This is a genomic window from Pseudomonas sp. SR18 (assembly GCF_023701505.1).
GTDB lineage: Bacteria > Pseudomonadota > Gammaproteobacteria > Pseudomonadales > Pseudomonadaceae > Aquipseudomonas > Aquipseudomonas cyclaminis.
In genome coordinates, this window is sequence record NZ_JAMQAU010000003.1 from 163,778 (window position 1) to 177,860 (window position 14,083).

Sequence of the window (14,083 nt, forward strand, 5' to 3'; positions counted from 1 at the left end):
CTTTGCCAGATACACGCACGGAACAGTAACTCCATCGTTTACTATGTCGTCGAAATGCTGGGCTACAATCATTAGAATGCCTCCTATACGAAGTCTTACAGTGTCTCCTGGCACAAATGTTTTCATTTTTCTACCTGCTAAGTACACCTATCTCAGTTTGAGGGTCGAGCAGTCGAACTTCGATAGCAGTAACCGATAAGCCCAACGGTGATAATAGCAAGTCCAGTTAATGAGAGTGCGTCAGGTATAGGTTGTTTTAGAAGGAGTATTTCAACTGCAAGTACAATGACTACTTCTCCTGCTAACGTAGCGTCCACTGCCGCAATTTGAATCGCTGAGTTTGTGCTGTTTCGTGCCCAGTAAAATAGTGTTGTTGCGCAAATTCCTGAAAAAAATGCAACTGACAAACTACCGTATATTTGTCCTGTTGATGGCAGTGGGGGTTGTACGCACAGAATCAATAAAATCCAGAACGGCGCTGATCCTAGCGTCATCAAAAAAACACAGGCCAACGGTGACTGCAAGATATGTGGTGCTATTTTGATGGATCCGATTGCATTGTTTTTAGCGGCATTAAGCATTTGATTGCCTACTGGGTAGGCGATTGCGGAGAGCAATACAGGGATCACACCGTAAAGGATGTCTTCTCTGTCGATTCCTTGCTTAAATTGTGCATAATTGACTATTGCTACTCCCGCAACAATGAGCCAGGATAGAAATATACCTCGTCTAGGTATTTTTAATCCAAATAATATAAGTACAAAGGGGGTCATCAAAATTGTGGTTTGCCATGTGGCGGCTACCAGCCAACCTCTTGAGTAGCCAGCAGCGTAGCAAATGCCCGCATAGAATAAACCGAAGCCAACAGTTCCCGCTATAGTCCAGAAAACTAGATTGCGGAGAAAGGCATGGATCAGTTCGATAAAAAACTGGACGCCTTTAAACAGCAGTAATATGGGCACCAAGAGCGGAAGCATGAAGATGAAACGAAGCGCAGCAGACCAAGCCCAATGGCCGCCGCCTAGGTGCATGATATAATTCATTAAAAATGTCACGCTAAAGAAGGCTGAGCTAAATATGCCAATTAGTACTAAGCGGTAAGTGGGTACGGTTAGGCTATTGTTGGGCATTTTGATTGGCCTTATTTGGCTGAATTTTTTCAATCAACCACTTGTTCATAGCATTCACCACTTCTTCATGAAATGAAAGTCGGCCCGGTAAGCACCATCTGGAGTTGATGCCGGATTGATGGCGCTCGCATATCTTATTGTCTTCGTCAATCACCCTGTCCCAGCGTTCTATGTACCTAAGAGATATTTCATTGAAGTCTTCTCGTTTGACGGTGGAGGCAGGGAAGCAGTAGCCGACATGAACTTCAGAGTTTGTTGCGTCGATAGGGATTTTGTTTATCCACCAGTAAGAGTCAAGGGTGGTTACTAAGAAGAAACCGGGATAGATCATAGTGAAGTATGTACCGGTCGCTGCTTTGCCTGAAATGCCTTCAATGCTTGGGAAGGTCGGGCCTTTATCCGTTGGTATGACGGAAACAGTCTTGGGATGCTCGAAAAATGTTGTCTCATATTCGCCATTTGAAGGCTGCCTGGGGAATATTTGTCGTCCGATGGATAACGGATGCACCGTGGGTGCGTGATAGTCCTCCATATCGACTTCGGTATAAAGCTTCCAGTTACAAGCCACTTGGTGATATATCTCTTTGATGCAAAGCATGTTGGTAAGATCATAATTTTCTAACGTTTTTGGCAGGTCACCAAGGTACTCTAACAGTGAGATTGATTTATGATCGAAATTTATAAAAAGAAAGCCGGCCCAGCTTTCGATTTTTACCTTTATTAATCCGTTATTTTTTTTGCAAAAGTTTTTGGTTTTCTGCATGTCTGGGGCGCCGATTAATTCCCCGCTCAGTGAGTATGCCCAGTTATGGTAGGGGCATCTAATGTGTTTGATTGTTCCGTTGTCATCCAGTAATCTTGCCCCTCGGTGGCGGCAAAGATTTTGAAACGCATGAATGGCGCCATCTTCATCTTTTGTGATTATCAATGATTCGTTTAGTAAATCAACGACGAAGTAGGATTTATTGCAAGGTAGTTTTTCTTGTCGCCCAACAAATAGCCAAGACTTCAAAAATACCATCTCGATCTCAGTATTGTAAAAGTCTCTGTCTTTGTAACATGCGGCTGGTAGTGATTCTGCTTCTAGAAAGTGTTTTTTTACATTTTCAAACATGTTGGATTTGTTGCTGAGAGTTTGGCTTTTGTTGTTCATGATGGCATGGCTCCTCTTGCGGAGGTGATTTGGTTGGCTCTTTTGAAAGGTTTCTAAGATATTCTTCTATGGCGCTAAATAGTCGATCTATCAGTTTTGTATCTATTATCAGGGAAGGAATGATTTTCAAAACTTCATTCAAGGCGCCACAGGTTTCTATGATAAAGCCTTTTTTAAAGAGCCAATGCGACAATGCTGTGGGAATAGCCGGGTTTGTAAAGCGGATTCCGCTAATCAGGCCGCGGCCGACATAGTGCATATTGTTTTCTCCATACATAAGGGTTAATTTTTCTATTTTCTCATGTATGTACTGTGCTTTAGTGCGTACGCTTGTCTGTAGCTCTTCCGTTTTCCAGAATTTTTCAATTGCTGCCGTTGCCCCAATGAAACCAAGATTGTTACCGCGAAACGTTCCATTGTGTTCACCTGGATCAAGGACGTCGTATTCTTCTTTTACCAATACCAATGATAATGGAGTTCCAAAGCCGCTAAGTGCTTTGGACAAAAGGATTATGTCAGGCTCAATACCAGCTTCCTCGAAGCTGAAAAAACTACCTGATCTTCCACAGCCGCATTGAATATCGTCAATAATCAAGAGGGCGCCTATATTTCGGCAAAGTGCTTGTATGCGTCTTAGCCATGATCCGCTGGCGGTCGAAAGTCCACCTTCTCCTTGAATGACTTCTAGGATAATAGCGGCCGGAGGATCAATTCCAAACGTCGGGTCGAGAACCATTTTTTCTATAATGCTAGCGGAGTCGATATCTTTGCCAAATGCGTTCTCGTAAGGAAGAATTGTAGTGTCGATTAAACCAGTCCCGGCCCCCGCTCTTTTCTCTTTGTTCGCAGTCGCTGCTAAAGCCCCTAAGCTCATACCATGGAAAGCCCCGCTGAAACTTATGATATTTCTTCTTTTGGTATGTTTTCGTGCAAGTTTGAAAGCAGCTTCAACTGCATTTGTGCCTGTGGGTCCAGGGAATAGAAATTTGTAGTGCATGTTTCTAGGTTTTAGTATGTACGTAATAAAAGTTGCGATAAATTTCTGTTTAGCCTCTGTATGAAGATCCAAGGATTGGACAATTCCCCCTTCACTCAGGTAGTCAATGATGGATTTTATAATGTCAGGATCGTTGTGCCCGTAATTTAACGATCCGGCTCCAGAGAGGAAGTCGATATAATGCTTGCCGTGTATGTCAAGTATTAACGAATTTTGAGCTGTTTGGAATATTGCTGGGTGATTTCTGCAATAAGTTCTTACGTTAGATTCGTTCCTTTCGAAGAATTTTAGCAATTTGTATTGTGAAGATGTTTTGCCCCAGCAGTTGATTAAGATTTCATTTGCTTTCTTTTTGTCTTCGGCTGACGCTTTCTTTTTGGTGATAGAGTCGGTATTGGTTTGCAATGTTAAGCTGAGTGCTCCGCTCTTTAAATCGTCCAGTACGCTTACTAAAGCTTGTCCACACAATGTATTCAGGCTTTTGACAAGCGAAGGGTAGTCTTTGGGGGTGTCGACTAATATTTCTCTCGAAAGGACCGGCCCTGTATCAATGCCTTCATCTATAAAATGTACAGTAACACCTTGTTGAATACCTTCGAGAACGGCCCAAACATAAGGGTTGTTTCCTCGTTCCTCTGGTAGTAATCCGGGGTGCACATTGATTATCCCAATTTTTAATGCATGAATCAAATGAGGTCTTATAATTCTTGAATCCCCCAAGAGGATTAGCGCAGTGCCGTTACGCTGAATATGCTCCAGGCAATCATTGTCATTGATGTTGCGGACAAGAAAGTACGGGATGTTGTCTCTCTTGCAAACGTTCTCGACTGATTCGCAAGGTACGTAAGAACTAAGCTGAAGCAGTAGTTCATTTTGCTCTTGCGTCCCTAATGCGCCTAGCTCTGATAGCTCTTCAATTACGATGGAAGGTCTATGTCCACTTGCTACTAGCTGTACAAACATCTCGCAGCCACGAGGATGGTCTTTGAAGTTAAGATAGGCAAAGTTCACGCCTGTTTTCCAAGATTTTAAATGTCCAACCAAGGCTTCAATCAACATGATTTAGTTCCTTCGTGTGCTTTAGGGTATGAGCCAGCAGCATCGTGTGTTTCATTTCCAATTAATCCAGGAGCAAATACACAGGCGATGACGAAGTCTTTTTTGCATCTTACAATGTGGCGGTCGTGTTCATTAAGTGCGTATAGTGAGCCCGGGGTAATTAGGTGTTTTGTTTTGGATTTTACGTCTATGATTTCGGCTTCCCCGGAGATGCAAAATGCGCATTCCAAGTGATGCTTATACTCGATTTCGGTTTCGGTGTTCGCATACATGGTTGTAATGTGGAACCCGAAGCCCATGCCGTCTTTAGCAAGTAGAAGTCTTACGCTATCCCACGCTTCGGTTTGTTTGTGGTCCTCGGTTTTTATAGTGTCTTTCAGATTTCTTATAATCATGTTGTTCTCCCGAGTATCAATTGCAGGAGTTGATTTCAATACGCCTATTTATTAAAGGTCCTGCTGAGGTAGTATTCAGCGCAGCAGCTTTCTTTAGTTCAACCTAGCTTGATTTTTTAAATCGTCAAATAAACCTACCCGTTCGGCTAGTATTTCGTACGAAAACCTAGCCGAAAGGCTAGGTAATTAATATCAAGCTGATATCAAATTGATTGCGCGATTTAAGAGCGCAAAACCACTTAGTAATTCCATCATGGGAAGTGCGCAACTCTGGTGTACCGATCTTCGTCCATTTGCAGAAAGGAGCATTTGTGGGCATACACCCCCTTTAAGTAGTCACACTCAAAGCGCTGCGAGCGTGCAAATTGACTGTCGGATATGTTTTGAGATTACTGTCGACCGTATTTATAAGTCGGCTCCCATCTGTCACTGCGTTCACCCTCTTCGATCCACCAACCGAATACTGTCCCGTCCACCCCGCTTGGACTCATACAACGTCGAATCACCTTGCTCCATCAACGCAGGCAGGCTCTGCGGTGGCTGATCGAACAGGTTGGAGCCGATGCTCAGAGTCACCGGCGGTGTGGCCGTGGAGGTGGTTGACGCCTTTGAAGTCGTCGATGTCGATCAGCAGCAGGGCGCCGGGTTTGGTTGGGTTGGGGAGGCCTGGGCCAGCAGGCGCGTGGTGCGCAGGTCGAGCGTCATGTCTTGCAGGATCTGCCTGGTGTGCGTTCAAACCGGGATTGTAAGCGCACACGCAGGTTTTTCAGAGCTTTCTGGGTAATGGCACACAGCCAGCCGATGATCGGCCAGTCAGATCCCTTTGGTCGATGGCAACAGGACCGTCAGGATGCCCACCAGCGGCAGGAACGAACACAGTTTGTAGACGTACTCGATGCCGTGGGTATCGGCGAGCAAACCGAGCAACGCCGCGCCAATCCCGCTGAAGCCGAACATCAGGCCGAAAAATATCCCGGCGATCATGCCGACGTTGCCAGGCACCAACTCCTGGGCAAACACCACGATGGCCGAGAACGCCGAGGCCAGGATAAAACCGATTACCACGCTGAGCACGGCCGTCCAGAACAGGTCGACGTAGGGCAGGGCCAGGGTGAACGGCGCGGCACCGAGGATGGAGAACCAGATGACTTTCTTGCGCCCGATCCTGTCGCCGATCGGTCCACCCGCGAAGGTGCCCACGGCCACCGCACCGAGGAACAGGAACAGGTACATCTGGGAACTCGATACCGACAGGTGGAATTTTTCAATCAGGTAAAACGTGAAGTAGCTGGTCAGGCTGGTCATGTAGAAGTACTTGGAGAACACCAGCACTGCCAGCACCACCAGGGCAAACGTCACGCGGCCTTTGGACAAACCGTGGGTGGCTTTGCCGCCTTGCTTGAGCTTGAACAGGTTGAGGTGGCTGCGGTACCAGCGGCTCAAGCCGTACAGCACCAGGATCGCGAACACGGCAAACAGCCCGAACCAGGCGATATTGCCCTGGCCGTAGGGAATGATGATCGCCGCTGCCAGCAATGGGCCCAAGGCGCTGCCAGTGTTGCCGCCGACCTGGAAGGTCGACTGCGCCAGGCCGTAGCGCCCGCCGGAGGCCAGGCGCGCCACGCGGGAGGTTTCCGGGTGGAAGGTCGACGAGCCCACGCCCACCAGCCCTGCCGCCAGCAGGATCGCCGGGAAGCTGCCGACAAATGCCAGCATCAGAATACCGATCAAGGTGCACACCATGCCGGCCGGCAGCAGCCAGGGCTTGGGATGACGGTCAGTGTGGTAGCCGATCCACGGTTGCAGCAGCGAGGCGGTCAGTTGGAAGGTCAGGGTGATCAGCCCCACCTGGGCAAACGTCAGCCCGTAGTTGGCCTTGAGCATCGGGTAGATCGACGGCAGCACGGCCTGGATCAGGTCATTGATCAAGTGCGCCAGCGCACAGGCGCCGAGGATGCGCATGACCAGGGGGCTTGCTTGGGGCGCAGGGGTGGCAGTGGCGGGTGACGCGGTGAGTGTCGACATGCAGGCATTCCATACAAGGCGGTGAACAGGGGCCGCCAATACGTGGTCGGCGGTCCATTTCAAATTGTTTCGGGGTTTATGCTAGATTCAGTAAAAATGTCTGTCTCACGAAATTCGGGCGGTAACTGTCGCAAAAAGGGCCAAATGATCAAATCACTGGATAAATTCCTGCAGGAGATCGACGAAGGCGAGTGGGCCGTGATCAGTTCGGCCACCGATTATCCGGAAAACTGGGTGATCCCCGATCACAGCCACGAGAAGCATCAACTGCTCTACGCGACCGAAGGGGTCATGGTAGTGCATTCGGCGCAGAACCAGTGGACCGTGCCGCCCAATCGCGGCTTCTGGATGCCCTGCGGGCACGTGCATTCCCTGCGCTGTGTGGGCCCGCTGAAAATGCGCAGCGTGTTTGTGCGCCCTGACAGCTTCCCCAATCTGCCCACCGAAACCAAGGCGGTGAGCATCTCGCCGCTGCTGAGCGAGCTGATCAAAGCCTCGGTCAGCCTCAAGCCGCCGTATGCCGAGGATTCGCGGGATGCGCGGATCATGCACCTGATCCTCGACGAACTGGCTGACCTGCCCGCGTTGCCGTTATCCCTGCCGCAACCGGCCGACCCGCGGATCCAGCGGATTTGCCTGGCGCTGCAACAGGAACCGGGCGATGCCTCGACGGTAGCGGACTGGAGCGAGCGCCTGGGCCTGGATCAGAAGACCATCCAGCGTCTGTTCCGCAAGGAAACCGCCATGACCTTTGGCCAATGGCGTCAGCAGGCGCGGCTGTTACTGGCCCTGGAACGCATGGCGATCGGGGAAAAGATCATCGACGTGGCGCTGGAGCTGGGCTACGAAAGCCCCAGCGCCTTCACCAGCATGTTCAAGAAGCAGTTCGGCAAGACGCCGAGCCTGTTCTTCAAGCAGGACCCAGCAGGCGGTTGAACGCGTCGATATCCAGGGGGCGGCTGAGGTAGTAACCCTGGCCCTCGTCACAGGCCACGGCCTTGAGCATCGCCAGGTGTTCGGCGGTTTCGATGCCTTCGGCGGTGACCGTCAGCGCCAGTGCGCGGCCCAGTCCGACGATGGCGTGGATGATGGCTTGGTCGTCCTCGCTGTCTTCCAGCCGGGTCAGGAAGCTGCGGTCGATCTTCAAACCATCGAACGGGAACGCACGCAGGTAGCTCAGCGAGGAATACCCGGTGCCGAAATCGTCCATGGCAATGCGGATGCCCAGTTGCTTGAGGGCGCGCATCACGTCCAGCGCACCGCCCGCGTCTTCGAGCATGACGCTTTCGGTGATTTCCAGCTCCATCCGCGCCGGGTCGATCCCCGAGACCTGCAAGGCGTGGCGCACACGTTCCATCAGGTTGCCGCGCTTGAACTCGGTGGGCGACAGGTTCACCGACACGAACAACCCATCCGGCCACTGCGCGGCACAGGCGCACGCGGTTTCCAGCACCCAATCGCTCAGCGACAGGATCAAACCTGACTCTTCGGCAATCGGGATAAAGGTGTCTGGCGCGATCAGGCCGCGGTCCGGGTGTTGCCAACGCACCAGCGCCTCGGCGCCGACCATCTGGCCATCGGCAATGCGATAACGCGGCTGGAAGTGCAGGCGCAATTCCCCATGCGTGATGCCGTAGCGCAGATCACTCTCCAGGCGACGACGCTCGATGATCCGCGCATTCATCTCGCCGGAGTAAAAGCGCCAGGTATTGCGCCCAGCGGACTTGGCCTCGTACAGCGCGATGTCGGCGTAGCGCAGCAGTTCGGTGACGGCGCTGGCGTCATTGGGCGCCAGGGCAATGCCGATGCTGGCGCTGATAAACACTTCCTGCTCGTCGATGCGGATGGCCCGCTCGATGGAAGCGATCAAGCGGCGGCACAGGTTTTCGACTTCGTTCAGGGTGCCGGCCTCGCTGAGGATCAGCACAAACTCATCGCCGCCAACCCGCGCCACCAGGTCGCCGTGGCGCACGCAATCGGTCAGGCGGCTCGACACTTCGTTGAGCACACGGTCGCCGGCGGCATGTCCGAGCAAATCATTGACCGGCTTGAAGCGGTCCAGGTCCAGGCTGAGCATCACCACGGGTTGCTCAAGGGTCGGCAGTGCCTTGAGCTTGGCGTCGAGGAAGGCTTGCAGGCGCGTGCGATTGGGCAGTCCGGTCAGGGCGTCGTGCTGGGACAGGAACTCGATGCGTCTGCGCGCCTCGACTTCTTCGGTCACGTCGGTGGCCGTGCCGCGAAACCCGCCGCACGGCATTTCCCGCGCGGACAGTCGGGTGGTGCGCTCCATTCCTTTGGCATCCACATACAGGCATAGCACGCTAAGGTCCGGGCGCCTGCCGGGCGTGCACAACCACTGTGACAACAGTCCGTCTTCGGTGCCCAGCAGGTCATTCATGGCAGCGCCGATCCATGCGTCGCGGGCCAATCCGGTCACGCTTTCGAAACGCTCCGACAGGTAGGTGAAACGCCAGGCGGCATTGATCTCCCAGACCCAGTCGGAGCTGGCTTCCACTACATCGCGAAAGCGCGCTTCGCTGGTGGCCAAGGCGCTCTGGCTGGTTTGCAATGAACTATGACTGGCATCCAGGGCCAGGGCAGCGGCGGTGCTGCGGCGCAAAATCATCCACGTCATCAGGCACACCAGCAACGCGGCCAGGCCCAGCAAGGGCAGGCCGACACCAATCAAGCGCCGGCCGGGCTGTTCCGGCTGCCAGTACAGGCTGCCGGCGCTGCCGTGGTCGCCGAGGGGCAGAAACACGCCCTTGGCGATGTCGTCAGGGCTGGCGATGTGCAGGTTGTCCACGCCAAAGTCATTGCCGATCCGGCCCAGTTTGGCGCTGTCGAGAATGTCGACGAAGATCAGCACCGAGGCTGGCCGGCCATCCGTAACCACAGTGGGGTCGGTGCCTGGGGTGATCGCGGCGGCGGCCACCAGCGCCGGGCTGCCGCGTACGTTGATGAACGTGCTCACGGGGGTTTCGTCGTCGGCACCGGCGCGGGCCTGTTCGAGAAGCTGGGTCAGGGGCTGGTCGAGCCATTCGCTGATTTCAAAGGCTTGCAGTTCGCCCTCGACCACCGCGTAGACGGTGCGGTTGGCGTCGTTGACCACAAACAGGCCTTGAAAGCCGAAATCATGGAACAGTGTCGAGCCGATATTGCCACGGGCGTAGGCCCACTCCTTGTCGACCTCGATATGCAGGTGCCTGTAGGCATCGCTCCAGAATGCGTAATCCTTGACCGTCACCCGCATGGCTTTTTCCATGGACTGCATGGCTTTGCGGGTATGGAATGCGCTTTCGGCCTGCTCGGTGTGGTCCAGCTCATGGGCAATGTAAAGCAGCGAGTAAGCCGCTGCCGCAAAGACAACGGCCAACAGGACCATGAAGTTGAACAGTGACGTGCGCGTCAGCGACAGGCTGGTACGGGTGGACAGCGAGCGAACGATCGGAGCGAGAGAGTTGGGCATTATTTCGCGCAGGGCCTCGCTGCATGTCAGGGGTATGACAGCTTATCGGCGGCCCTGGAAAAAGGTTGAGCGCGTCAGGCGGTGCTCAAGCGCCCGGCGCGATAACTGACCCGGCGTGCCGCCCACGCCAGCAACGCGGCCACGCACAGCAGCGTCGCACTCAACTCGAACGTCGCCTGATAACCACTGATATCAAACACCACGCCTCCCACTGTGGCACCTGAAGCAATCGCCAACTGGATGATCGCGACCATCAAGCCGCCTCCAGCCTCGGCATTGTCGGGCAGGGTGTTTGCCAGCCAGGTCCACCAGCCCACGGGGGCGGCGGTGGCGACCAGGCCCCAGAGTCCCAGCAACAGGGTCGTCATCCCGGTCGAGCTGCCGAAAGCGACCAAGGCCAGGGCGATCAACGCCATCAGCAGTGGGATAGCAATCAGCGTGGGGTACAGGCTGCGCTTCAAAAACCGTTCGATCAGGAACGTCCCCGCCAGACCGGCCAGACCGAGTACCAGCAGCATCAGCGATAACAGGGATACGCTGACTTGGGTGACGGTTTCCAGAAACGGTCGCAGGTAGGTGAACAACATGAACTGACCCATGAAAAACACGCTGACGGCGAGCATGCCGATGGCCACCGGCGGGTGCTTCATCAGGCGCAGCACATTGGTGGTCGTTGCGTCGCCGTGGGTCTTGATCGACGGCAGGCTGATCAGCAGCCACACCACGGCAATCACTGCCACCGGCACCACGCAGAAAAACGCGCCACGCCAGCCGATCATCCCGCCGAGAAAGCTGCCGAGCGGCGCGGCAATCACCGTTGCAAGGGCGTTGCCGCCGTTGACCATGGCCAAGGCACGCGGCACTTGGGCTTCGGGCACCAGGCGCATGGCGGTGGCAGCCGACAGGGACCAAAACCCACCAATCGCCACGCCGATCAGCGCACGCCCCAGCATGAAGATCAGGTAATTCGGCGCAAGTGCTACCACCGTCCCGGACACGATCATCAGCAGGGTCAGTGCCACCAGCAGGCGCTTGCGATCCACCCGGGCCGCCACGGCGGCAATCACCAGGCTGGTGAGCAAGGCAAACAGCCCCGACACAGAGATGCCTTGACCGGCCTGTCCCTGAGTGATGTCGAGGTCAGCCGCCAGCGGCGTCAGCAGGCTCACCGGCATAAACTCCGAGGCGACCAATGTAAAGGCCGCCAGGGACATGGCGAGCACCGCGCCCCAGCGCGGTGCAGTCGAGTGACCGGGCTTCACTTGAGGTTGTTCTTGAAGAAGGCGGTGAGCTGGGCGAACGGAATCAGGTTGACCCGGTCGTACAGATCCACATGGCCCGCATTGGGGATGATGAGCAGTTCTTTCGGTTCGGCCGCACGCCGGTAGGCGTCCTCGCTGAACTCGCGGGAGTGGGCGTTGGCACCCGTGATCAATAGCAGTGGGCGCGGGGAAATCGTCTCGATGTCGTTGAACGGGTAGAAGTTCATGAACTTCACGTTGCTGGTCAGCGTCGGCATGGTGGTGGTCTGTGGCGATGCACCGGCAGGCGTGACTTGGCCGCGTGGGGTGCGGTAGAAATCGAAGAACTCGTCACCCACCGGGTCGCCCGTCAGCATGAGCGGCGAGCCGCTGGTGTAGAGGGTTTCGCCGCCCTGGAATTCCACGTAGCGCTGGTTCGCCGCCTGCAGCAGGATGTGCCGGCGCTGTTCCAGCGTGACGCCGTGCTTGAGCCCGTTGCGGTTGGCCGCGCCCATGTCGTACATACTGACGGTGGCGATGGCCTTGAGGCGTGGGTCGATTTTTGCGGCAGCAATGGCAAAGCTGCCGCTGCCGCAGATACCGATCACGCCGATGCGCTCACGGTCGACCATCGGCCGGGTGCCGAGGAAGTCCACGGCGGCGCTGAAGTCTTCGACGTAGAGGTCGGGCAGCACCGCATTGCGCGGTGCACCGGCGCTTTCGCCCCAGAACGACAGGTCCAGGGACAGTGTGACGAAGCCCTGTTCGGCCATTTTGGCGGCATACAGGTTGGCGCTCTGTTCTTTGACGGCGCCCATGGGGTGGCCGACGATGATTGCAGGGTTTTTTGCGCCAGCGGCGAGGTTTTTCGGCACGAACAGGTTGCCGGCAACCTGCAGGCCGTATTGGTTGTTGAAGGTGACCTTTTCGACTGTCACCTTGTCGCTTGTGTAGAAGTTGTCAGCACCGTTGGACATATCGGCTCCCAGAGCAGTTAACGACGTCACCAGCAAACCCAGGGCAAGCAAGAGGCGTTTCATGGGTGGATCCTTGAAGGGGTTGGTCCGTGCATTTTCCCGGTGTGTCCGTAGGTTCTGTAGTGCGTTGCGCTGGATTACTTGCCTGATGCTCTGAGTCTGTGGGTTTGCCGGGGACGCCATGGGCTGTGCGGGGTACAGTTCGTGAACCAACGAAAAAGGGCGGGTTATGAAGAACAATCTGGACGCGCTGATTCACGCCATTGCTTCGCGCATCGGCGCACCTGGGGACAGCCCCATGCCAATCCCAGGCCTGGGGTTTTATCGGCGCGAGCAGCCGTGCACGCCGGTGGTGTGCATGGTCGAACCGAGCATCGTGCTGGTCGCCCAAGGTCAGAAGCAGTTATGGGTAGGCGGCGAAGGGTATCCGTATGACACGTCGCGCTTTCTGGTGACGTCGCTGGATATACCGGCCAATTCCGAAGTGCTGCAAGCGAGCCCTGCGCGGCCGTGCCTGGGGCTGACCTTCAAGCTGGACCTGCGCATATTGGCCGAGCTTATAGCCCAGAGTGAGTTGCCGCCCAAGCGCGAGCGCTCTGCGCTGAAGGGGGTCGGCATCGGTGTGGTCACCGAGGGCATGCTGGCGTCATTTGCGCGGCTGGTGGCGTTGCTCGATGAGCCCGAAGCGATCCCGGTCCTCGCGCCGTTGATCCAGCGCGAAATCCACTACCGGCTATTGCAGAGTGACCAGTCGGATCGACTGCGCCAGATCTGTTCGGTGGACGGGCAGGGGTATCGCATCGCCAAGGCGATTGACTGGCTCAAGCTCAATTACGACGCGGCACTGCGCGTTGAAGACCTGGCGGCGCGGGTGCAGATGAGCGCGGCGACTTTCCATCATCACTTTCGCCAACTCACGGCAATGAGCCCATTGCAGTATCAGAAGTGGCTGCGCTTGAACGAGGCGCGCCGGTTGATGCTCAACGAGCATCAGGATGTGTCCAGCGCGGCGTTCAAAGTGGGCTATGAAAGCCCGTCGCAGTTCAGCCGCGAATACAGCCGGCTGTTTGGAGTGCCGCCCAAGCGCGATATCGCCGGGTTGCGCGGCAAGCCTGGATTCAGCGATCGCTCTGCGTCAGGTTAGCGAAAAAAATGCAGCCGATCAGCCGCGCAAACAGGCTCAGGGTTTCTGGCAGGTTGGGGTCGTCAAACAGCATTGCCTGTGAATCCAAGGCACACAGCGCGCCGAACAATCGGCCGTCGGGCAGGAAGATCGGCGCACCGGCGTAGCTTTCGATGGCGAACTGCTTGACCACCGGGCGTGCGGCGAAGCGGCCGTTTGCACTGACTTGCGGGATGAACAAGGTCTGGGGGTTGATGCAGAACTCGCTGCACAGGGTGGTTTCGAGGTCGAGCACGTCGTCCACATGGATCCCCATTGCCATGGGGTCGTGGACCGAGCAGACCACCCATTCCAGATCGGTGAACTTGGCGATGCCGGCAAAGCGCATGCCGGTCAGACGGGTGACCAATTGCAGGATGCTGGTGGTGGCTTCTATTTCGGCGATGGCGGCGCGTTCGTCTGCGCTGAGTAACGATTGTGCTGAGGTGACGCTGGGAAGCATGCTGAACACTCC

11 protein-coding genes and 2 pseudogenes are annotated in these 14,083 nt (G+C 55.2%); 2 read left to right on the forward strand and 11 right to left on the reverse strand.

Annotated elements, in window-relative coordinates:
- Window positions 1–152: 152 nt before the first annotated feature.
- The 7 genes and pseudogenes from NDJ82_RS06710 to NDJ82_RS06735 form a co-directional block, all read right to left on the reverse strand.
- Entirely contained in the window at window positions 153–1,130 is a 978-nt protein-coding gene (locus NDJ82_RS06710) for a multidrug resistance efflux transporter family protein (RefSeq protein WP_250925157.1), read from the reverse strand.
- On the reverse strand, window positions 1,117–2,283 hold the full coding sequence (locus NDJ82_RS06715) for an aromatic ring-hydroxylating oxygenase subunit alpha (RefSeq protein WP_250925158.1): 1,167 nt from the start codon (window positions 2,281–2,283) through the stop codon (window positions 1,117–1,119). The genes NDJ82_RS06710 and NDJ82_RS06715 overlap by 14 nt, the downstream gene beginning before the upstream one ends.
- Complete coding sequence (locus tag NDJ82_RS06720; protein WP_250925159.1) at window positions 2,237–4,339, reverse strand: diaminobutyrate--2-oxoglutarate transaminase; 2,103 nt, start codon at window positions 4,337–4,339, stop codon at window positions 2,237–2,239. The genes NDJ82_RS06715 and NDJ82_RS06720 overlap by 47 nt, the downstream gene beginning before the upstream one ends.
- Window positions 4,333–4,734 (reverse strand): ectoine synthase, encoded by a 402-nt coding sequence (locus NDJ82_RS06725; RefSeq protein ID WP_250925160.1) that lies wholly within the window; start codon window positions 4,732–4,734, stop codon window positions 4,333–4,335. Before NDJ82_RS06725 ends, NDJ82_RS06720 begins: the two co-directional genes overlap by 7 nt.
- A gap of 435 nt (window positions 4,735–5,169) precedes the next feature.
- Window positions 5,170–5,322 (reverse strand): annotated as a pseudogene (locus NDJ82_RS06730) (GGDEF domain-containing protein); the annotation flags it as partial.
- Between the two features lie 16 nt (window positions 5,323–5,338).
- Window positions 5,339–5,491, reverse strand: a pseudogene (locus NDJ82_RS27600) (hypothetical protein); the annotation flags it as partial.
- Window positions 5,492–5,547: 56 nt separating this feature from the next.
- Window positions 5,548–6,759, reverse strand: a complete 1,212-nt coding sequence (locus tag NDJ82_RS06735; RefSeq protein ID WP_099585340.1) for an MFS transporter — start codon at window positions 6,757–6,759, stop codon at window positions 5,548–5,550.
- Between the two features lie 96 nt (window positions 6,760–6,855).
- On the opposite strand from NDJ82_RS06735, the gene NDJ82_RS06740 reads away from it, so the two are divergent.
- Window positions 6,856–7,695, forward strand: a complete 840-nt coding sequence (locus tag NDJ82_RS06740) for an AraC family transcriptional regulator (RefSeq protein WP_250925161.1) — start codon at window positions 6,856–6,858, stop codon at window positions 7,693–7,695.
- Here NDJ82_RS06740 and NDJ82_RS06745 read toward each other — a convergent pair.
- From NDJ82_RS06745 to NDJ82_RS06755, 3 genes are all read right to left on the reverse strand, one after another.
- Window positions 7,670–10,228, reverse strand: a complete 2,559-nt coding sequence (locus NDJ82_RS06745; protein ID WP_250925162.1) for a bifunctional diguanylate cyclase/phosphodiesterase — start codon at window positions 10,226–10,228, stop codon at window positions 7,670–7,672. The genes NDJ82_RS06740 and NDJ82_RS06745 overlap by 26 nt on opposite strands.
- A gap of 74 nt (window positions 10,229–10,302) precedes the next feature.
- Window positions 10,303–11,442, reverse strand: a complete 1,140-nt coding sequence (locus NDJ82_RS06750; RefSeq protein WP_250925245.1) for an MFS transporter — start codon at window positions 11,440–11,442, stop codon at window positions 10,303–10,305.
- 44 nt (window positions 11,443–11,486) lie between these two features.
- Complete coding sequence (locus NDJ82_RS06755) at window positions 11,487–12,509, reverse strand: alpha/beta hydrolase (RefSeq protein ID WP_250925163.1); 1,023 nt, start codon at window positions 12,507–12,509, stop codon at window positions 11,487–11,489.
- Between the two features lie 166 nt (window positions 12,510–12,675).
- Between NDJ82_RS06755 and NDJ82_RS06760 the strand changes: the two genes are divergently transcribed.
- Complete coding sequence (locus tag NDJ82_RS06760) at window positions 12,676–13,590, forward strand: AraC family transcriptional regulator (RefSeq protein WP_099585336.1); 915 nt, start codon at window positions 12,676–12,678, stop codon at window positions 13,588–13,590.
- Here the strand turns inward: NDJ82_RS06760 and NDJ82_RS06765 are convergent.
- A complete protein-coding gene (locus NDJ82_RS06765; RefSeq protein WP_099585335.1) occupies window positions 13,565–14,071 on the reverse strand; it encodes a GAF domain-containing protein in 507 nt (168 codons plus the stop codon). The two genes, NDJ82_RS06760 and NDJ82_RS06765, sit on opposite strands and share 26 nt — an antisense overlap.
- Between the last annotated feature and the right edge of the window lie 12 nt (window positions 14,072–14,083).

What these genes read in the sequence shown, in the direction of transcription:
- NDJ82_RS06765 (WP_099585335.1), bottom strand. Translation starts at nt 14,071, where the DNA reads ATGCTTCCCAGCGTCACCTCAGCACAATCGTTACTCAGCGCAGACGAA.
- NDJ82_RS06720 (WP_250925159.1), bottom strand. Translation starts at nt 4,339, where the DNA reads ATGTTGATTGAAGCCTTGGTTGGACATTTAAAATCTTGGAAAACAGGC.
- NDJ82_RS06710 (WP_250925157.1), bottom strand. Translation starts at nt 1,130, where the DNA reads ATGCCCAACAATAGCCTAACCGTACCCACTTACCGCTTAGTACTAATT.
- NDJ82_RS06740 (WP_250925161.1), top strand. Translation starts at nt 6,856, where the DNA reads ATGTCTGTCTCACGAAATTCGGGCGGTAACTGTCGCAAAAAGGGCCAA.
- NDJ82_RS06725 (WP_250925160.1), bottom strand. Translation starts at nt 4,734, where the DNA reads ATGATTATAAGAAATCTGAAAGACACTATAAAAACCGAGGACCACAAA.
- NDJ82_RS06760 (WP_099585336.1), top strand. Translation starts at nt 12,676, where the DNA reads ATGAAGAACAATCTGGACGCGCTGATTCACGCCATTGCTTCGCGCATC.
- NDJ82_RS06715 (WP_250925158.1), bottom strand. Translation starts at nt 2,283, where the DNA reads ATGAACAACAAAAGCCAAACTCTCAGCAACAAATCCAACATGTTTGAA.
- NDJ82_RS06750 (WP_250925245.1), bottom strand. Translation starts at nt 11,442, where the DNA reads ATGTCCCTGGCGGCCTTTACATTGGTCGCCTCGGAGTTTATGCCGGTG.
- NDJ82_RS06745 (WP_250925162.1), bottom strand. Translation starts at nt 10,228, where the DNA reads ATGCCCAACTCTCTCGCTCCGATCGTTCGCTCGCTGTCCACCCGTACC.
- NDJ82_RS06755 (WP_250925163.1), bottom strand. Translation starts at nt 12,509, where the DNA reads ATGAAACGCCTCTTGCTTGCCCTGGGTTTGCTGGTGACGTCGTTAACT.
- NDJ82_RS06735 (WP_099585340.1), bottom strand. Translation starts at nt 6,759, where the DNA reads ATGTCGACACTCACCGCGTCACCCGCCACTGCCACCCCTGCGCCCCAA.